The sequence below is a fragment of the Rhodococcus sp. LMD genome (genome assembly GCF_056108245.1).
The window spans coordinates 2,456,019-2,475,221 of the sequence record NZ_CM148557.1 but is presented as its reverse complement, the minus strand read 5'-3'; the positions used below and the strand labels follow the sequence as shown (position 1 = coordinate 2,475,221).

Annotated in this window: 14 protein-coding genes; 5 read left to right on the top strand and 9 right to left on the bottom strand. The window is 69.9% G+C overall.

Annotation, left to right across the window (positions count from 1 at the left end):
* Positions 1–227: 227 nt before the first annotated feature.
* A complete protein-coding gene (locus tag ACWPQI_RS11495) occupies positions 228–1,802 on the bottom strand; it encodes an MFS transporter (protein ID WP_234420186.1) in 1,575 nt (524 codons plus the stop codon).
* Between the two features lie 102 nt (positions 1,803–1,904).
* On the opposite strand from ACWPQI_RS11495, the gene ppk2 reads away from it, so the two are divergent.
* Together ppk2 and ACWPQI_RS11485 are read left to right on the top strand one after the other, a co-directional pair.
* Positions 1,905–2,792, top strand: coding sequence for a polyphosphate kinase 2 (gene ppk2, locus ACWPQI_RS11490; protein ID WP_010595162.1), 888 nt, complete (start codon positions 1,905–1,907; stop codon positions 2,790–2,792).
* Between the two features lie 43 nt (positions 2,793–2,835).
* A complete protein-coding gene (locus tag ACWPQI_RS11485; RefSeq protein ID WP_010595163.1) occupies positions 2,836–5,634 on the top strand; it encodes a cation-translocating P-type ATPase in 2,799 nt (932 codons plus the stop codon).
* A 148-nt stretch (positions 5,635–5,782) separates the two neighbouring features.
* Here ACWPQI_RS11485 and ACWPQI_RS11480 read toward each other — a convergent pair whose 3' ends face one another.
* Together ACWPQI_RS11480 and ACWPQI_RS11475 are read right to left on the bottom strand one after the other, a co-directional pair.
* On the bottom strand, positions 5,783–6,085 hold the full coding sequence (locus ACWPQI_RS11480; protein ID WP_003935456.1) for an SHOCT domain-containing protein: 303 nt from the start codon (positions 6,083–6,085) through the stop codon (positions 5,783–5,785).
* Between the two features lie 56 nt (positions 6,086–6,141).
* Positions 6,142–6,591: a DUF6325 family protein gene (locus tag ACWPQI_RS11475; protein WP_029540091.1), complete on the bottom strand. Its 450-nt coding sequence runs from the start codon at positions 6,589–6,591 to the stop codon at positions 6,142–6,144.
* A 364-nt stretch (positions 6,592–6,955) separates the two neighbouring features.
* Here ACWPQI_RS11475 and ACWPQI_RS11470 point away from each other — a divergent pair, with 364 nt between their 5' ends.
* Entirely contained in the window at positions 6,956–7,348 is a 393-nt protein-coding gene (locus ACWPQI_RS11470; protein WP_225222415.1) for a DUF7144 family membrane protein, read from the top strand.
* A gap of 174 nt (positions 7,349–7,522) precedes the next feature.
* Here ACWPQI_RS11470 and ACWPQI_RS11465 read toward each other — a convergent pair whose 3' ends face one another.
* The 6 genes from ACWPQI_RS11465 to ACWPQI_RS11440 form a co-directional block, all read right to left on the bottom strand.
* On the bottom strand, positions 7,523–8,365 hold the full coding sequence (locus ACWPQI_RS11465) for a shikimate dehydrogenase (protein WP_048773559.1): 843 nt from the start codon (positions 8,363–8,365) through the stop codon (positions 7,523–7,525).
* Entirely contained in the window at positions 8,362–10,125 is a 1,764-nt protein-coding gene (locus ACWPQI_RS11460; RefSeq protein WP_474738819.1) for an endolytic transglycosylase MltG, read from the bottom strand. Before ACWPQI_RS11460 ends, ACWPQI_RS11465 begins: the two co-directional genes overlap by 4 nt.
* On the bottom strand, positions 10,122–10,646 hold the full coding sequence (gene ruvX / locus ACWPQI_RS11455; RefSeq protein WP_190242399.1) for a Holliday junction resolvase RuvX: 525 nt from the start codon (positions 10,644–10,646) through the stop codon (positions 10,122–10,124). The genes ACWPQI_RS11460 and ruvX overlap by 4 nt, the downstream gene beginning before the upstream one ends.
* A complete protein-coding gene (gene alaS / locus ACWPQI_RS11450) occupies positions 10,646–13,312 on the bottom strand; it encodes an alanine--tRNA ligase (RefSeq protein ID WP_010595169.1) in 2,667 nt (888 codons plus the stop codon). Before alaS ends, ruvX begins: the two co-directional genes overlap by 1 nt.
* Before the next feature lie 207 nt (positions 13,313–13,519).
* The gene (locus ACWPQI_RS11445; protein ID WP_172603565.1) at positions 13,520–14,620 is read right to left on the bottom strand and encodes a cytochrome P450; all 1,101 of its coding nucleotides are present in this window, start codon (positions 14,618–14,620) and stop codon (positions 13,520–13,522) included.
* Between the two features lie 74 nt (positions 14,621–14,694).
* Positions 14,695–16,104, bottom strand: a complete 1,410-nt coding sequence (locus ACWPQI_RS11440; RefSeq protein WP_010595172.1) for a replication-associated recombination protein A — start codon at positions 16,102–16,104, stop codon at positions 14,695–14,697.
* Positions 16,105–16,253: 149 nt separating this feature from the next.
* On the opposite strand from ACWPQI_RS11440, the gene ACWPQI_RS11435 reads away from it, so the two are divergent.
* The gene (locus tag ACWPQI_RS11435) at positions 16,254–17,897 is read left to right on the top strand and encodes an alkaline phosphatase D family protein (RefSeq protein ID WP_210062853.1); all 1,644 of its coding nucleotides are present in this window, start codon (positions 16,254–16,256) and stop codon (positions 17,895–17,897) included.
* Positions 17,894–19,168, top strand: coding sequence for an alkaline phosphatase family protein (locus tag ACWPQI_RS11430; RefSeq protein ID WP_082170409.1), 1,275 nt, complete (start codon positions 17,894–17,896; stop codon positions 19,166–19,168). The genes ACWPQI_RS11435 and ACWPQI_RS11430 overlap by 4 nt, the downstream gene beginning before the upstream one ends.
* Positions 19,169–19,203: the final 35 nt, after the last annotated feature.

Sequence of the window (19,203 nt, the reverse complement as noted above, 5' to 3'; positions counted from 1 at the left end):
TCCGGCAGATCCGACTCCGGAACCCCGCTCGAATTACCGACGCCCACCACCACCGCGGCCTCGAGGACCGCGGGTGGTACATCGCCACCGAAATCGGTGGTAAGCCGATCGACCGTGACAGCGTCGGCACCAGCACCCGGCATGCTCATCTCGCATCCATGTGGCCCCTTTTGCGGGACGACCGTACATATCGTACGCCGCCCATATACGCAAAGCCCCCGAAACCGTCAACGTGGTGCCGGAGTTCGATCGGGTGTGCCGGGGAGAAGCAGCGCCGCCACCAACCCGATCAGACCGAGGACGGCCAGCACTGTCATGGCCAGCGCGTACGCGCGGTCGGGCGAGGTCAACCCGGCGACCAGGACGGTACCCGCCACAGCCGTACCCAGCGACGATCCGAGATTGGATACGCACCGCGACAACCCCGAGATCTCGCCTTGACGCTCCTCCGCGAATGCGGACTGCACCACGTTGACCGACGGCGTCAGCATCGTCCCGAGTCCGATGCCGATGAGCAGCAGCCCTGGCGTGAATGCCCATGCACTCGTCCAAGCCCGCACGAGCAGGAGAAGGACACCGACACCCGCGAGGGTGGTGACGAACCCGGCTGTGATCAGCGTGCGCTGCGGGTACTTCGCCGTCAGCCGCTCCGCCACGAGCGAGGCACCGAGGATGCCGGCGGTGGCCGCGGTGAAGATCACGCCGGTCTCGATCGCGTTGTATCCCCGGACGACCTGCAGGAAGGCGGAAACGACGAACGCGATCCCCATCAGCAGCAGCCACTGGATGTTCTGCGTCACCAGCGCGAGGTTCGAGGTGCGGTTGCGGAACAGTGACAGCGACAGCAGTGGCTCCTTGCCGGCCCGTTCACGGGCCCGCACGTACAGCAGGAACCCCATGATGAACAGCGCTCCCACCACGACCAGGATCGCCATCAGGACGACATCGGTGTCTGCCTGCAGGATCCCCATCACGAGACAGACCAGGCCGGCGGCGGAAAGGAGGGCGCCGACGGCGTCGAACGGTCGCGCCGGGTCGGGAGGCACCGGGTCCACGATCCCCCGGCTGAGCACGAGGATGGCTCCGATGATCAGCGCCTGGAACACGAAGGCCGCGCGCCAGTCGATGCCGGTGGTGATGACACCACCGATCAGCGGACCTGCTGCCGCTCCGATGCCGCCCATCCCGGTGATGACACCGAATGCCCGCGCTCGAGAGGTCAGATCACTGAAGAGCATCGTGGTGAGGATGTACACCGGCGGAATCAGCAGCGCGGTGCCCACCCCTTCGAGGATCGAGTTGCCGATGATCAGTACCCCGAGGTTGGGCGAGACCGCGCTGATCAATGCTCCGATGCCGTACAGAACGAGACCGAGCACAAAGCACCGCTTACGCCCCCACCGGTCGGTCAGCTTGCCTCCGGGGATCATGAACGCGGCCATCACCAGCAGGAACACGGTGATCGCGGTCTGCACACCCTGCACGGTCGTCCCGAGATCCGCACTGATGTCGTTGATCATCACGTTCATGTTCGACCCGGCGAAGCTGCAGATGAACTGTGCCAGAGCGAGCGGCACGAGCATCCGCCGCAGGGTCGAGGACGGGCGCGGAGAGTCGAGACTGTCCGGCATGGCGAGCCCTTCCGCTCGACAAAGAGATGCACTGACTCGTGCACAACGTGGCCAGTGACATTCTGGGGCATTCGAAGAACCCAAGGTGGCAATTTCGAGCGTCCACCGCCGCCGTTGCGTCGCCCCGATCGAGCCGGCGAAATGGTCGAAATCCGGCGGATTTCTCGGCACTGATGGAAAATCGCTTCCATGCACCTTCCGGCGATCGCTCCGGAAGTGCCGGCCGTTCGATGAGGCCCCTCGCCTCCAGTCCACACATCGGGAGATTCGGTCATGGGTTCCAAATCGGCCCGGAAGAAGGCACCGAAGGGCGGCCACGGCCGGAAGCGCGTTGACGAAGCCGGGGAGCTCCGTTCGCCCGCTGCGGAACCGGGAACGCCGGCGAAGAAGCCGATGAAGAACAAGGAGTATCTACGACGTCTCAAACCGCTCCAGGGTGAACTCGTCGCCATGCAGGAATGGGTCAGATCCTCCGGCGCGAAAGTCTGCATTCTGTTCGAGGGCCGCGACACCGCCGGAAAGGGCGGCGTCATCAAGGCGATCACCGAACGCGTCAGCCCGCGTGTGTTCCGCGTGGTCGCCCTGCCCGCGCCGACCGAGCGCGAGAAGAGCCAGATGTACGTGCAGCGGTACCTTCCGCATCTGCCGGCCGGTGGCGAGGTGGTGATCTTCGACCGCAGTTGGTACAACCGCGCGGGAGTCGAACGGGTGATGGGGTTCTGTACCGACGAGGAAGCGCGGCACTTCCTCGAGATGACGCCCGCGGTCGAACGGGCGATCGTCGACTCGGGCATCGTTCTGCTCAAGTACTGGCTCGAGGTGAGTCAGGAACAGCAGACGGTGCGGCTGCAACGCCGGATCGACGATCCGCGCAGGATCTGGAAACTCTCGGACCTCGATCTACAGTCGTACAGCCGGTGGTACGACTATTCGCGGGCACGCGACGAGATGTTCCGCTACACCGACACCGGCTGGGCACCCTGGTATGTCGCCGACAACGACGACAAGAAGCGCGGCCGGCTCAATGTCGTCAGCCACCTGCTGAGCCAGATTCCCTACGAACCGCTCGAACACCGCGACATCACCCTGCCGGAGCGTCGGGGTCCGCACGGATACCGGACGCCCAGGCAGCAACTGCACTGGATCCCCACGCCCTTCTGAGGAGTCGTCTCCGACGAGTCGTCTCCGGCGAGGAGAAGCGATCATGGCTCTCACCGAACACCCCCCGGATCAGGGGCATCCCACCGACACCGACGACGTGCAGGCCGAGCGGAACACCTGGCACGTCCAGGAGCCGGATACCGTTGTCGCGGTGCTGAACTCGGATCGGCACTCGGGGTTGACCGCGGGAGAAGCCGGTGCCCGCCGCCGCCGGTACGGCCTCAACGAGATCGCCTCCGAGCCCGGACCGTCGATGTGGGCGATCGCGCTTCGGCAGCTCGAAGATCCGATGAACCTGATGCTGGTCGCGGTCGCCGTCGTCAGCATCGTCATCGGTGAGGTACCGACGGCGATCGTGGTCGTGGTGCTCGTCGGACTCAACATCGTGCTGGGCACGCAACAGGAACTGAAGGCTCGTGCCAGCGTCGATGCGCTCGCGAGGATGCAGACCCCGCAGACGCGCGTGATCCGTGACGGCATCCTGGTTCAGCTCGCCGCCACCGACCTCGTCCCGGGCGACATCGTGCAAGTGGAGGCCGGCGACATCGTGCCCGCCGACGGTCGGCTGCTCACGACGGCCACCCTCGAGACGCAGGAGGCGGCGCTGACGGGTGAAAGTACCCCCGTCCCGAAGGACCCCCACACGCTCGACACCACCGATGTCGCCCTCGGCGACCGCAGCAACATGGTCTTCCAGAACACGTCGGTCACCCGGGGCACCGCCACGATGATCGTCACGGAAACCGGCATGCACACGGAGATGGGCCGGATCGCGTCGATGCTGTCGGCCGTCGCACCGAGCAAGTCGCCGCTTCAGCGCGAGCTGGACTCACTGACCAAGATTCTCGGGATCATTGCGTGGGCTGCGGTCGCGATCATCGTGATCATCGGGTTGGTTCGGGGGCAGGAACTGGCGACGCTGCTGCTGCTGGGCATCTCCATGGGGGTGTCCGCCATCCCCACCGGTCTGCCCACGTTCGTCCAGGCCATGCTCGCCTTCGGGGCTCGTCAACTGGCGGACGCCAAGGCCGTCGTGAAGAACCTCACCGACGTCGAGACACTCGGTGCCACCAGCGCGATCAACTCGGACAAGACCGGCACCTTGACCATGAACCAGATGACCGTCCGGTCCCTGTACTTCCACGGCCGCTGGTACACCGTGGACGGCGAGGGCTACGACAAGACGGGGAGGATTGCCCAGGCTGCTGGCCTGGAGGTTCCGGACTTCACCCTGCTCGCGTACGGCCTGTGCCTGGACAGCGACGCCACCGTCTCCGACACCGGCGACATCGTCGGCGATCCCACCGAGGCCGCGCTCGTGGTGCTCGCCGCGAAGATCGGGATCGACGCTCCGCTGACCCGGCGGACGTATCCGCGGGTCGCGGAGGTGCCGTTCGACTCCGCTTACAAGTTCATGGCGACGTTCCACCACCTACCGGTCGACGGCACCACCCGATTCGTGGAACTCGTCAAGGGTGGACCCGATGTCGTCCTCGCCCGCTGCACCAGCGCCTACCAGCCGGGCCGTCGGGAGGTACCGATCGAGGAGGTCCGCGACGACCTGGGCGCGGCCAACCGAACTCTCTCGGAGCAGGGGTTGCGCGTGCTGGCGTTCGCGGTCCGCCTGCTCGACGGTCGGGAAGAGGCGGTGCAGGCCGACCCGATGTCGTTCGTCGGTGAGCTCATCTTCGTCGGGATGGTCGGCATCATCGATCCGCTTCGCCCGGAGGCCGTCGACTCGGTCCGCACCGCGCGAGCGGCCGGCATCGAGGTCCGCATGATCACCGGCGACCACGCGATCACAGCGTCGGCGATCGGTGCCGAACTCGGTCTCGGGCCGGGCGCGATCGGCGGGGCCGAACTGCACGCCATGTCGGACGAGGAACTGACGGCAGCGTTGCCGAACCTGCACGTCTTCGGCCGCGTCACTCCGCAGGACAAGCTGCGGCTGGCCGACCTCATGCAGCGGAGCGGCGCGGTAGTGGCCATGACCGGCGATGCCGTCAACGACGCCGCGGCCCTGAAGAAGGCCGACATCGGGGTGGCCATGGGCTCGGGCAGCGAGGTCACCAAGCAGGCCGGCAAGATGGTGCTCACGGACGACAACTTCGGGACGTTGATCACCGCGATCAGGTTGGGACGCAGCATCTACGACAAGATCGTGTCCTACATCCGCTACCAGATGTCCAAGCTGTTCTCACTCGTCCTGCTGTTCCTCGTCGCGAGCATCTTCGACATCAACGACGGCGTCGCGCTCACGCCGCTGATGGTGCTGTTCCAGCACTTCTTCATCACCCTCTTTCCGGTTGCGGTCATCATGCTCGACCCGCCACCGCCGAACCTGATGACCAAGACGCCCCGCGACCCCGGGGTGCCGATCGCGAACCGCACGGCGCTACTGCAGTGGCTGGCATATGGCATCCTGCAGTTCGCCGTCACCCTCGCTGCGATGCTCCTCGCTCCCGGCGAGATGAGCCCCACCGCGGCCAACGTCCCGATGACGACCGCATTCGTGGTCTTGTCGTTCGGTTCCATCCTGAGCGGACTCGCCCTGCGCCGAGACCCGGACTCGGGGATGACCGCTCCGGTCCTGAGGGCGCTCGGAATCCTGTCCATCCCCGTCGTCGTCACAGTGTTCGCCGTCGAGGCCGGCTTCCTCCAGGATCTGCTGATGACCACCTCACTGACCGGCGGCCAGTGGCTCGCCTGCGTGGGTTGGTCGCTCCTCGTTCCGGTCGTCATCGAAGGCGAGAAGGTACTGCGGCGACGCCGACGTTCGGCGCCGACGGCCCCCATCCCCGTCGCGGCCGCAGTGGCACCGCAGCGTGTCCATCACCGCTGACAGCGAATCACGATCGCGCACCTACGATCCGGCCGCACGTACGACTCGGGAAGCGGATGACCGAGACTTCGAGCATGTGGGGCCCGAAGGCGCCGGGACACGCCCGCCCGCAGGATGATTCACCGCGGTCGGGCGTGCCGTCGGCTGGTCAGGAAGCCAGGATTCGGGCCTTCTCGGCTTCGAACTCGGCCTCGGTGAGCACGCCCTGCGCCTTCAGCTCGGCGAGGTCCTTCAATGCGGCGATCCGGTCCGTCCCTCCTTGGGCGACGGGCGCGGCCGGGGCGGCGGGCGGCGGGGCGGGTTCAGGCGGATACTGCTCGTAGCGTTCGTATCGCGCCTGCTCCTGCCCCGCCCAGCGCTGGCCCTGTCGCCGGGACACACGGTTGGAGACGGCGGTGGCGGTTCCCGCCACCACGGCCGTGCGGGCGACGCCCCGCAGCAGTCCGGGCATGACGCACTCCTCTGCATACTCGAAGGATCGACGTAGCCGAATCCCTCTGTCTGTTCTCAGCTTTCGGACTCGATCCGATCCAGGGACGACAGGATGCTCTGCACGGGAATCCGGCCCGACGCGACGAGCTGGGCGCCGTTGCGGCGCAGAGCGCGAGCAAAGGGTGCTGCCCACGTGTTCTCGTACACGAGCACAGCCGCCGAACAGCCCGGCTCGAGTGCGGCGCCGGCTTCGGCGAAGTCGGTGTCGTCGAGCAGACCGGAGGCGGCCTCCGCGAACAGCGTGACATCGACCTCGCCTTCGAGCCCGACGTCGGCGATGTCGATCCCGGCGACGGAGCCGTCCGGATCCTTCTGGACGAACGCCAGGTCCAGCACTCGGACGATGCCGCGCTCGACGAGATCGCGCAGCAGGGGCAGCGCCGACCCGTCGGGCGGACGGTCGGCGGGGAACTCGATGACGAGATAGTCGACCGGACCCATCTCGTCGATGTCGGAATCGGTCACCGGGTGCCTCGTTTCAGCGACGGGATCGGTCTTCGGCAGCAGTTCGGGCGGTTTCACGGCGCCACACCCGCATGGTGGCGACGCCGACCGGGGAACGGAGAACCGGTCCACTGCATGTTCGACGATAGCTCGCACATGTCTGCGCGCATCCGGTTTTCGGGCAGGCTGTCTTCGGGCAGGCAACCGGATTGCTCCCGCCTCGTCGCCGAAAGAAGGAGCGCGAGGGGTGCGTGACCGCGCCGATACCGAGAATGGGACGAAAGTCCCTGCTGGACCTGTGCAACCCGGCGCACACTCGACCCGTCAGATCCGTTCGGAGAGGGAGACGACCGTGTCACACAACGTGCATGTCGAACCGGAACCCATGTCCACGAAACAGGCCGTCGCGGCGGGGACGTCGATCGGAGCCGCGGTCATCATGGCCACGATCGGAGTCCTGCAGTTCTTCCAGGGGATTGCGGCGGTCGCCGAGGACGAAGTGATCGTCCAGGGCCAGGAGTACACTTTCAAGTTCGATCTCACGACCTGGGGATGGATCCACATCGTCATGGGTGTCGTGATCGTCGTCGTCGGCATCGCGCTGATCACCGGCGCGACGTGGGCACGGGTGGCGGCCATCATCATCGCCGCGCTGTCCATTCTGGCGAATTTCCTGTGGTTGCCGTACTACCCGTGGTGGTCGATCCTGATCATCGCCTTGGACGTCGTGGTCATCTGGGCGATCTCGACGTGGAACCCCCGGGCCGACTACTACTGATCGCGCCCGGCACCGGGTCGTGCGACGGCGATCCGTCCCGTCGCACGGCCCGCGGCGTCGCGCGGGTGGCGTCGATGCAGTCGTTCCTCAGTACTGCATCGACCCCCGCTCCATCGATCACCCCGGATGCGACGACCGTCGCCGGTGCCGGCCGGAGCCGAACCCGCCGCGTCGTCAACCGGCGAGGGCCGCGGCCATCTCCGCCTTCGGTGCGGGTCGACCGGTGAACTGCTCGACCTGGCCGAATGCCTGATGCAGCAGCATCTGCAGGCCGCCCACCACGACGGATCCATGCGCCGTGGCGGCCTCGGCGAGCGGGGTGGGCCACGGGTCGTAGATCGCGTCGAGGACGAACGGTGCGCGGCCGAGCTGCTGCGCGTAGGGCGCCGCCGCGGCCGCCGGCACGGTGCTCACGAGCGCACCAGCGCCGGCGCACACGTCCGCGAGTTCCGGGGCGTCGAACGGCAACCAACGCGGCTTCATACCCACCGCCTCGGCGCAGTCGAACGTCTCGGCGGCCCGGACCTCGTTGCGGGCGACGACGGTCACCGAGGTGACCCCGAGCTCGGCGAGCCCCACCAGGGCCGGCCGCGCGGTCCCCCCGGCCCCGACCACCACCGCCGAAGCGCCGGCCAGATCCCCGACGCCGGCGGCGCGCAGCGCGCCGGTGACGCCGTCGACGTCGGTACAGTCGGCCCGCCAGCCGTCCGCGGTCCGCACCAGGGTATTCGCCGAGCCGATCAGCACCGCCCGGTCGGTGCGCTCGGTCGCGAACTCGAGGGCCGCGAATTTGCCGGGCATCGTCACCGACACCCCGACCCACTCGGGCCCGAGTCCCGACACGAGGGCCGGCAACTCCTCGCCCGTGCATTCGATGCGCTCGTAGGTCCAGTCCGTCAGACCCAGTGCCCGGTAGGCAGCCAGGTGAAGCAACGGGGACTTCGAATGCGCGATGGGGCTGCCGAGGACCGCGGCCCTGCGGGCGCCGGTCACGATGTCATCTGCCACTGTCGTCATCTGCCACTGTCGAGGATTCCGCTGTCCAGCGCCTGCTGCGTATTCGTCAGGTGTTCGTCGTAGTTGTCGGCGAACAGGGTCGTGCCCTGAGCGTCGATGGTCACGAAGTACGTCCAGTTCCCCGTCTCCGGGTTCTCCACGGCCTGCAGCGCCTCGATGCTCGGCGACGAGATCGGGGTGGCGGGCAGTCCCGGGCTCGCGTACGTGTTCCAGGGGGTGACCTGCGCCCGATCGGCATCGGTCGTCGCCAGCTCGGTTTCGTCGAGGGCGTAGTTGACCGTCGAGTCGAACTGCAACGGCTGCCCGATCTTCAGGCGATTGAGGATCACCCGGGCGACCTTCGCGAAGTCGTCCGGCAGCGCCTCGCGTTCCACGAGGGACGCAGAGACGAGCATCTCGTACGGCGTCAGCCCCACCTTGGCCGCGGCCTGGGTGATGCCCGTCTCGTCGTAGCGCTCGGCGCTGGTGGAGACGAGGTACCGGAGTATGTCCGCGGCCCCGGCAGTGGGATCGAAGTCCCAGCGGCCGGCCGCGATGAGTCCCTCGAGCTGTCGAGTGCGATCGGGCACGTTCGCGACGGCGGCCCGCGCCCATTCCGGCACACCGAGCGCGGCGAGGTCGGTACTCGCACCCGCGGCGTCGAGTTCCTCGTAGGTCAGACACGTGCGTTGCCCGTCGCGTTCGAGGCAGCTGGCCTCCGCGATGAGGGTGTAGATCCCCTTGCGCACCGCACCGGTGTTGACGTCGCGGATGTCGTGCAATTGCCGGCCCTCGGAGATCACCAGCGCCCCCACCCGGTTCGCGGGGTCGACCAGGGCGGCGACGGCCTGACGGGCGGGAAGCCGGCTGGCGATCGAGTAGAAGCCCGGCTGTAGCGAGTTCATTCCGGAGTTCTGGACGGCGGCGTTGTAGAAGGCGTCGGAGCTGGCGACGATGTCCGCCTCCTTGAACGCGACGCCGATCTGCTCGGCGGTGTCACCCGGGTGCACCTGCACGACGACGGCGGGACCGCCCGCACCGGTGTAATCGGGCGGCAGATCGGGGCCGGTGAACTTCTGGTAGGCGAAGAATCCGCCGCCGAGGAACAGAACCAGTACGGCCGCGACGGCGAGCACGCCGACGATCCGGCCGCGTGTGCGGCGGGCCCGGGCCGAGCGGGCATGGGCCCGGCGGGCCGGGGACATCCCGACGGGTTCGGGGGCGGCGCGATCGGCGGAGTCGGTCCAGTCCCGTCCCGCTGTGGACGCCTCGGGGTAGCCGCGCGGATCGTCGTCGACTGCGGCGTACCCGAACTGGTCGTAGCCCGACTCGTCGTAGGTCGGCGGCTGCTCGTGGTCGTCGTGTCGGTAGGTGCCCGGCGCGGGGTCGTATCCGTCGTGGTCGCAGGGATCGTAGTCGCTGGGCCCGTAGCCCTGGGTCTCGTAGGTCTGAGCCTCGAAGACCTGGGTCTCGGCGCCCGGGTCGTCGGCGGGGTGTCCACCGTAGGGGCGGGGCTCGGGCTGCGACGGGGCGCCGGGGTCGTACTCGTCGAGCCGGTAGACGTGCTCGGTGGTGGGGGCGTCGTCGAAGGGGTGCCCGCCGGCCGGAGGGGTCGGAGGCTCGTAGCGGTGGCCGCCCCCGGCGGCGGACGGCTGCGAAGCGTCGGTCCCGTGCCGCGGCCGGTACCACTCGTCCTGCTGGGCGGACCCGAACCCGGGACGGTCTCCGAAGGCGTGGTCCGCCCCGGTGGACTCGTCGTCCGGCCTCCCGTGCCGGCTCATCGTCCGTTCTCCGGCTTGCCGTCCTCGGCCACGTTCACCACTGCACTCCGCTCGTCCAACCAACCCTGCAAGATGGCGACGGCGGCGGCCTGGTCGATCACCGGCCGCGCACCGCGCGCACTGACTCCGCTCTCGCGGAGGGCCCGCGCCGCAGTGACCGTCGTGAATCGTTCGTCGGCCATCCGCACGGGAATCCCGGTCATCCGCCGACGCAACCGTCCCGCGAAGTCACGGGCCAGTTTCGCGGCCTTGCCGGGCTCCCCGCGCAGGGTCTGCGGCAGACCGACGATAACCTCCACGGCCTCGTACTCCGTGACGATGTCCACAATGCGCCGGATATCCGGCGCGTCGGGCCCGCGTTCCTTCGAGCGCGGCACGGTCTCGACCGGGGTGGCCAGGATCCCGTCGGGATCGGACGAGGCCACACCGATCCGGACACTTCCGACGTCGATGCCGATGCGGCGTCCGCGGCCGGGGTCGTCGACACCCGGGCGGTCGGGACCGGCGAAGTCGGCCACGATCAGCCGGCCAGCTCGCTGAGCCGGGCGCGGAACGCGGTCAACGCCGCGGGGATACCGGCGGGGTCGGATCCGGATCCCTGTGCCATGTCGGGCTTGCCGCCGCCGCGGCCACCGATGACCGGCCCGAAGCTCGAGACCAGGTCGCCGGCCTTGATGCCCTTGGCCTGGGCGGCCTTGGTGGTGGCGACGACGAACGGCACCTTGCCGTCGGCCGAACCGAGGAGCAGCACCACGGCGGGCTCGCTGCCGAGCCGGCCGCGGACGTCGGAGGCGAGGCTGCGCAGGTCGTTGCCGGCCACGCCCTCGGGGGCCGCCTCGGCGACGACGAGCAGATCACCGGTGCGCTGTGCCTTCTCGGCGAACGTGCCGGCCGAGGCGAGCACTGCGGCGGCGCGGGTGCGTTCGAGTTCCTTCTCGGCCGCCTTCAGCCGCTCGACCAGCGATTCGACGCGCGCAGGCACCTCCTCGGAGGGCACCTTCAGGGTCGAGGACAGACCGGCGAGCAGGGCCCGTTCCTTGGCCAGGTGCCGGTACGAGTCCAGGCCGACGTATGCCTCGACACGGCGCACACCCGAGCCGACGGACTGCTCGCCGAGCAGGGTGACGGTGCCGACGTGGGAGGAGTGCTCGACGTGCGTGCCACCGCACAGCTCCATCGAGAACGGGCCGCCGATCTCCACGACGCGGACCTCGTCGCCGTAGTTCTCGCCGAACAGCGCCATCGCACCCATCTTCTTGGCCTTGTCCAGGTCCGTGACGAAGGTGTTGACCGGATAGTTCGCCGCGACCGCCTCGTTGGTGACGGCCTCGATGTCGGCCTTCTGCTGCTCGCTGAGCGCACCGGGCCAGGAGAAGTCGAACCGCAGGTAGCCCGGCTTGTTCAGCGAACCCGCCTGCACGGCGTTGGGGCCGAGGACTTCGCGCAGCGCGGCGTGGACCAGGTGGGTACCCGAGTGGCCCTGCGTGGCGCCCTTGCGCCAGGACGGGTCGACCTGCACGAGGACGGCGTCGCCCTCGGTGACCTGGCCCTCGAGCACGGTCACCTTGTGCACCCACAGCTGCTTGGCGATCTTCTGGACGTCGTTGACCTTGATGCGCAGGCCGCCGGCGGTGATGGTGCCGACGTCGGCGATCTGTCCGCCGGACTCGGCGTAGAGGGGGCTGCGGTCGAGGATCAACTCGACGTCCTGGCCGGCCTGCGCCGCGTGCAGCCGCTCCCCGCCGGTGATGACGGCCAGCACCGTCGCCTCGGTCACCAGCTCGGTGAAGCCGGTGAACTCGGTGGGGCCGCGGTCGAGCAGTTCCTTGTAGACGGTCAGGTCGGCGTGGGCGTGCTTGCGGGCACGGGCGTCGTCCTTGGCGCGCTGACGCTGCTCGGCCATGAGGGAACGGAAGCCGTCCTCGTCGACGGTCAGGCCCGCCTCGGAGGCCATCTCCAGCGTCAGGTCGATGGGGAACCCGTAGGTGTCGTGCAGAGTGAAGGCTTCGGTGCCACCGAGAACGGACCTGCCCTGCGCCTTCGCGGACTCGACCGCGCCCTCGAACAGCTTGCTGCCGGTGCCCAGGGTCTTGAGGAACGCCGTCTCCTCACCGACGGCGACGGTCTCGATGCGCGAGAAGTCCGTCGCCAGCTCCGGATAGGACGGGCTCATGGTGTCGCGCACGACGGCCATGAACTCGGCCATCGTCGGCGCGTCGGCGCCGAGCAGGCGCGCGGAACGCACGATTCGGCGCAGCAGGCGGCGCAGGACGTAGCCGCGCCCGTCGTTGCCGGGGTTGACGCCGTCGACGATGAGCATGGCGGCGGTGCGGGCGTGGTCGGCGATGACCCGGAAACGCACGTCCGAGGCATGGTCGGCGCCGTAGACGCTGCCGGTGAGCTCGGCGGCCTTGTCGATGACCGGGCGCAGCAGGTCGGTCTCGTAGACGTTCTCGACGCCCTGGAGCAGGAACGCGACTCGCTCGACACCCATGCCGGTGTCGATGTTCTTCTTCGGCAGTGGCCCGAGGATCGGGTAGCCCTCCTTGGCCCCGCCCTCCCCGCGCTCGTTCTGCATGAACACGAGGTTCCAGATCTCGATGTAGCGGTCCTCGTCGGCCTCGGGGCCGCCCGGGGCGCCGTATTCGGGGCCGCGGTCGTAGAAGATCTCCGAGCAGGGGCCACAGGGACCGGGGATGCCCATGGACCAGTAGTTGTCCTTCATGCCGCGGCGCTGGATGCGCTCGGCGGGGACGCCGATCTTGTCGTGCCAGATCGAGTACGCCTCGTCGTCGTCCAGATACACCGTCGCCCAGAGCTTCTCGGGATCGATGCCGTAGCCGCCGTCGTCGACGGAGCCGGTCAGCAACGACCACGCGTGCCCGATCGCCTCTTCCTTGAAGTAGTCGCCGAACGAGAAGTTGCCGGCCATCTGGAAGAACGTGTTGTGCCGGGTGGTGATGCCCACCTCCTCGATGTCGAGGGTGCGCACGCACTTCTGCACCGAGGTCGCGGTGCTGAACGGCGGGGTCTGCTGGCCGAGGAAGTAGGGCACGAACGGGACCATGCCGGCGTTGACGAACAGCAGGTTCGGATCGGCCAGGATCAGCGACGCGCTGGGCACCTCGGTGTGGCCGGCCTTCACGAAGTGGTCGAGAAAGCGCCTGCGGATCTCGTGGGTCTGCACGTCGATGGTCCTCTTTGTCTGACGGTGTGGACTACCGTGCCCGTCCGGACACGGCGAATCGGCCATCGTTCAGCCTATCGCGCCGACGTCGGCGGCCGCCGTGAGCATCCGCCGGGCGTGAGCGAAGTATCGTTCGGCCCTGTCGACCGGCGGCCCGAGGCGGCACAGCGACCGTCGACGGACCGGCTGACACCCGGCGGTACGCGCTCAGTCGAACTGCAGCGGCAGCTTCGCGAATCCGCCGATCGGATAGCGGGCGCGCACGGCGGCGCACCCGTCGGCCGGCATGATCCGCGCGGTGCGGCCGAGCAACTCCTCGAACAGCACCCTCAGCTCGAGCCGGGCCAGCGGGGCGCCCGGGCAGTAGTGCACGCCCCGGCCGTAGACCAGGTTGTCGGCGGGGTCGCGGTCGAGCCGGAACTCGTCGGGGTCACCGAAGACCGCCCCGTCCCGGTTCACCGACGCCCACAGCACCTGTACCCGCGCATCGACGGGCAGCGGGCAACCGGCGACCCGGCGCTCGGCAGTTACCCGGCGGCGGCTGGCGACGAACGGCGGGTCGATCCGCAGGATCTCGTCGCTCGCGGCAACGAGCAGCGTCGGGTCCGCCCGCAGCCGGTCCTGCACCTGGGGGTGGTTCGCCAGGAAGCCGGCGACCACGCCGACGCTCGCGGCGATCGTCGACAGCTCGCCGACGGTCCAGTTGCGCACGATCGAGACGATCTCCTCGTCGCGCAGCGGCCGGCCGTCCACGGTTTCGTGCAGCAGTTCGCCCGTGGGATCGGTGACGGGCTCGCCGCGACGGGCGTCGAGCTGGGCGCGGATGTGGCCGTCGAACTCGACGGCGATCGTCGACAGCGCCGTCCGGTCCCCGGCGCGGGTGGCGCGACGATTCTTCTCCGCCCACGCCCGCAGCGGCGCCCGCAGCGCATCGGGCCAGCCCATGAACGCGCACGTGACGTTGTCGGCGAACGGCTCGGCCAGCACGGACATCACCTCGACCGCGCGTCCGCGGGGCAGTGCGGCGGCCAGTTCGGCGGCGACGGCGCGGCAGGCCGGTTCGAACGCGGCGAGCCGCTCGGCGGTGAAATAGCGGTCGACGACGGCGCGGTACGCGCGGTGCCGTTCCCCGTCGAGTCCGTTGGGGATCTGCAGGTGCCGGGACACGGCATTGGAGAACGTCGCGGGGTCGTCCAGGATCCGCACGGCCTCGGCGTGTCCGAAAACGGTCCAGCTGCGGTCACCGTCGTACGCGATCGGCCCGCGGGCCCGCATCGCGTCGTACCCGGCGACCTGATCCGCCTGCACCGCCTCCGAGCGGGGATCCCACTCCGCGTGCGCCGTGTCGATGGTCGCCTCCTCGCCTCGGTGCCCGGATCACGCTAACGCGCGCCGCGCACGATCCGTCGGAGTTTCGGCACCCGCTGTGCCAGCTCGCGCTCGGCGCCGTGGCCGGTCGGGGTGTAGTAGTCGACGCCGACGAGTTCGTCGGGCGCGTACTGCTGTGCCAGCACGCCGTCGGGGTGGTCGTGCGGGTAGCGGTAGCCGACGGCGTTGCCGAGCTTCTGGGCGCCTGCGTAGTGGCCGTCGCGCAGATGCGCCGGCACCGACCCGGACCGGCCGGCCTTGACGTCGGCGATCGCGGCGCCGAGCGCGGCGGTGACCGCACCCGACTTGGGTGCGGTGGCGATGTGGATGGTGGCCTGCGCCAGGGCGAGCTGGGCCTCGGGCATGCCGACGAGCTGCACGACCTGCGCGGCCGCGGTCGCCGTCTGCAGCGCGGTCGGATCGGCCATGCCGACCTCCTCGCTGGCCTGGATCATCAGCCGCCGCGCGATGAACCGCGGGTCCTCCCCCGCGACGATCATCCGCGCGAGGTAGTGCAGCGCGGCGTCGACGTCGGAGCCGCGCAGCGACTTGATGAACGCGCTCGCGACGTCGTAGTGCTGGTCGCCGTCGCGGTCATAGCGCACCGCGGCCTTGTCGATGCTCGACTCGACGGTCGGCAGGTCGATCGTCGCGCCCGTACCGCCGCGGTCGAGGGCGGTCTCGGCGGCCGCCTCGAGGGCGGTCAGCGCGCGGCGTGCGTCGCCACCGGCGAGGCGCACCAGGTGCTCGAGCGCGTCGTCGGTGATCTGCACGCTTCCACCGAGGCCGCGTTCGTCGGTGCGGGCCCGCTCGAGCAGGGCCCGGATGTCGTCGGGGCCCAGCGGTTGCAGCTGCAGCACCAGGGAGCGGGACAGCAGCGGAGCAACGACGGAGAACGACGGATTCTCGGTGGTGGCGGCCACGAGCAGCACGATCCGGTTCTCCACCGCGGCGAGCAGCGCGTCCTGCTGGGTCTTGGAGAAGCGGTGCACCTCGTCGATGAAGAGCACGGTCTGCTCGCCGGCGCTCAGGCGGCGACGGGCCAGGTCGATCACGGCCCGCACGTCCTTGACGCCGGCCGACAGCGCGGACAGTGCCTCGAAGCGTCGACCGGTGGCGCCGGAGATGAGGGAGGCCAGGGTGGTCTTGCCGGTCCCGGGCGGGCCGTAGAGCACGACGGACGCGGCGCCGGAGCCCTCGACGAGGCGGCGCAGCGGCGCGCCGGGGGCGAGCAGGTGCTGCTGGCCGACGACTTCGCTCAGGTCGGCCGGGCGCATGCGGGCGGCGAGCGGTGCGTTCGGTCCGCCGCCGCGGGGCGGACGCGCCGCCGGTTGCGCGGGGTCGGGTTCGGGTTCGGCCGGGCGGGGGGCCTCGAACAAGGCGTCCGGGCCGGTGGGTTCCTCCGCTCCGAAGAAGGTGCTCACCCCACGAAGCTACCGTCCCGTCCCGACGGCGGTCCGGGCCGACGGGACCGTGAACCGACCGTGAACGTTCAGGACGTTCGGCTGTGGTGCTTGCTCATCGCCGGGCACGCTGGTCTGATCGTCCGGTGCCCCCCACCGAACCTCGTGCCGTGTCGCGACGGACCGCGCTGCGCGCGGGCGGCGCCGTCCTCGGCGCCGCGGCCCTCGCGGCCGTCTGCGCCTCCCCCGCCTCGGCGCAGAACTCCGTGTTCGCACACGGCGTCGCCTCCGGCGACCCGCTGCCCGACCGGGTGATCCTGTGGACCCGCGTGACCCCCGCCCCGGACGCCGTGCCGGGTTCCGGCCTCGGCGCGGCGACGGCGGTCCGCTGGGAGGTCGCCACCGACGGCGATTTCCGCGACGTGGTGGCCTCGGGGTCCGTGACCACGTCCCCGGTGTCCGACCACACCGTCAAGGTCGACGCGACGGGCCTGGAACCGGACACCGCCTACGTCTACCGGTTCACCGCCGGCGACGTGTCCTCCCCCGTCGGCCGTACCCGCACCGCGCCGGGGCCGGACACGGACCCGGACCGCCTGCGGTTCGCGGTGGTGTCGTGCTCGAACTGGGAGGCCGGGTTCTTCGGCGTCTACCGGCATCTGGCGGCGCGCCCGGACCTCGATGCCGTCGTGCACCTCGGCGACTACCTGTACGAGTACGGCACGGGCGAGTACGCCGCCGGTGACCGGGTGGTGCGCCCGCACGATCCGCGACACGAGATCGTCACCCTGGCGGACTACCGGATCCGGCACGGCCAGTACAAGAGCGATCCCGACCTGCAGCGATTGCACGCGCTGGTGCCGTGGATCGTGGTGTGGGACGACCACGAGAGCGCCAACGACGCCTGGTCCGGCGGCGCGGAGAATCACGATCCGGCCGTCGAGGGAATCTGGGCGGACCGGCGGGCCGCGGCCCTGCAGGCGTACCTCGAATGGCAGCCCGTCCGGCCGGGCGGCACCACCGACGCGCCCCGGTTGTACCGGCGGCTGCAGTTCGGGAGCCTGGCCGAGTTGTCGATGCTGGATCTGCGCAGCTACCGATCCGAGCAGGTGAACGGGCGCCGCCTCGACGACCCGGAGCGCACCATCACCGGCGCCGAGCAGATGGCGTGGCTGACCGCGGGCGTCGCCAGTTCGGGCACGCGATGGCAGCTCGTCGGGAACCCGGTGATGATCGCACCCGTGCTGCTGCCGCCGCTGGACGAGCGGACCACGGCGGCGCTGACCGCCGTCGCGGGGATCCCGGCTGCGGGGGCGCCGTTCAACGTCGACCAGTGGGACGGCTACCCCGCGGACCGGCGACGGCTGCTCGACGCGATTCGCGCCTCCGGCCGGGACGTGGTGTTCCTCACCGGCGACATCCACTCGTCGTGGGCCGCCGACATCCCTGTCGACGCCGCGAACTATCCGGGCGCAGGCACCGTGGCCACCGAGCTCGTGGTGCCCTCGGTGACCTCGGCGAACATCGACGAGTTGCTCGGCGTCGCGCCGCGCACCGTCTCCCCGTCGATCGAGGCGGCGGTACAGGCGACGAATCGCCACATCGGGTACGTCGAGCTGGATTCGCACGGCTTCGGAATCCTGGACGTGACCGCCGACGCGGTGCAGATGGACTGGTTCTACGTCCTCGATCCAACCGACCCGGGGACCGGCGTGCGGTACGGCACGAGCCGACGGGTCGCAGCCGGCACGCCGCGGCTCGCCCCGGCCGGCCCGCTCGACCCCGGTGCGCACCGCCGGGCGGACCGGCCGTGAGGCGGCCCGCCGGGGCGATCGACCGGCGCACGATGCTCGCGGGCACGGCCGTGCTGGCCGGCGCGGCCCTGATCGGCGCGGCACCGGCGAGGGCGGCCACGTCGGCGCTGGTTCCGGACGCGGACGTGCACGTCCTCGTCGTCGACGGGATGCGTCCGGACGAGCTCGCGCCGGGTCTCACGCCGCATCTCGTGGCGCTCGCCGACGCCGGCACCCGGTACACCGCGGCCCGGGCGATTCCGGTGGCCGAGACGCTGCCCAACCATGCGGCGATGATGACCGGTGTGCTGCCGCACCGGAACGGGGTGCCCGCGAATTCGGTCTTCGACCCGGCGCTCGGACGCACCCGGGACCTGGATCGGCCGGCCGACCTGCGCGCCGCCACGGTGCTCGACCGGTTGTCCCGCGAACTGGGGTTGACGACGGCGAGCGTGCTGTCCAAGCGGTACCTGCACGGCTTGTTCGGCGGTCGCGCGTCGGTGGCGTGGGATCCGGTGCCGCTGCTCCCGCTCACCGAGCACGCCCCGGACCGGTTCACGGTCGACGCGCTGATCTCCGTGGTGGACGAGCGGTCTCCGCGGTTCACGTTCACCAATCTCGGCGACGTGGACCGCGTCGGGCACCTGGACGTGCTCGGCGCGTCACTGCGGCTCGCCCGGACGGCGGCGCTGCGCTCGGCGGACGAGCAGGTGGCGCGGTTCGTCGAGTTCCTGCGCGCGACAGGGCGGTGGGAACGCTCGGTGCTGATGGTGCTGGCCGACCACGGGATGGACTGGTCGGCGCCGGACCAGGTGATCGGACTCGTCGACGTGCTCGGCGCCGACCCGCTGCTCGCCGGCTCGGTGCGCACCGCGCAGAACGGTGGCGCGAACCTGCTGTACTGGGTCGGCGATCCGGCGGCCCGTCTCGAGGCGGTCGCGCGGATGCGGGAGGTGACCTCCGCCGTGCCGGGCGTGGCCGAGTTGTACGCGGGAGCGGATCTGGGTCTCGGGGCGGCCGCGGGCGATCTGGTCGCGCTGTGCGACGCGGGGTGGCGGTTCTCCGATCCGAGCCCGCTGTCGAATCCGATCCCGGGCAATCACGGTCACGCCGCGACCGTCGAGATCCCGTTCTTCGTCGCCGGCGGGCACGCCAGCCTCCGCCGGGGCTCGACGGTCTCCGAGCCCGTCCGCACCCTCGACGTCGCCCCTACGGTCGCGGCGCTGTTCGGGCTGGCCGAGCCGCCGGGCGGCTGGGACGGCCGCGCGGCGACGCACGCCTTCGCCGGGTGAGTTCGATGGCCCCTCCCCCCTTCCACCGCCCGCCG